Source organism: Paracoccus wurundjeri (genome assembly GCF_030678915.1).
GTDB classification, from domain to species: domain Bacteria; phylum Pseudomonadota; class Alphaproteobacteria; order Rhodobacterales; family Rhodobacteraceae; genus Paracoccus; species Paracoccus onubensis_A.
This window is the reverse complement of record NZ_JAUUTZ010000068.1, coordinates 1-549: the sequence shown is the minus strand read 5'-3', so window position 1 is coordinate 549 and position 549 is coordinate 1. Positions and strand designations below refer to the sequence as shown.

Below are 549 nucleotides of genomic sequence, written 5' to 3'. Positions count from 1 at the left end.
GCGCCGCGTGACCAGCACACGGAACTGCGCAGGTATCACGTCCAGCCGTTCGGACACGTCTTCCCCGATCCTGGCCATCTCGCCGCATCCACAGGGGCAGAGCGTGCTGGCGGGCTCGATCACCCGCTCGACCCGGGGCAGATGCGACGGCAGGTGGCCACGGTTCCGCTTGGGCTTGCGCGGCTCCTCACCACGCGCCCTTTGCATCGCCGCTTCAGCCTTCTCCTGCGCGGCCTCGAGCACACCCTGCGCAAATTCCGCATCTTCCAGGGGAAGGTTGAACTGGTCGGGCGAGAGCTTCTCGGAGCTCTTGCCGAACTTCTCGCGCTGCGCCGCGCGCAGGATATCTTCTAGCCGGCGGTTGGCCTCCTGCGTCTCGGCAAGCGTCGCCTCGACCTCGGCGAGGCGGGCTTTCAACAGGGCATTTTCGCGCGCAAGATCAGGGGTTTCCATGAGGGAAGTGAATCACAGGATGCCCTGTGAGGCCAGTAAAAACTGGCCTTTCGACGCAGCCTGCCAGTCACCCCGCCGCCAGCGGGCGCCGCGCCC

Annotated in this window: 1 protein-coding gene; it reads right to left on the bottom strand. The window is 66.5% G+C overall.

Going from position 1 to position 549, the window contains the following annotated elements; genetic code table 11:
• Positions 1-453: IS66 family transposase (locus Q0601_RS24920; protein ID WP_305292859.1), on the bottom strand; the 453-nt coding region annotated here is incomplete at its 3' end.
• Positions 454-549: the final 96 nt, after the last annotated feature.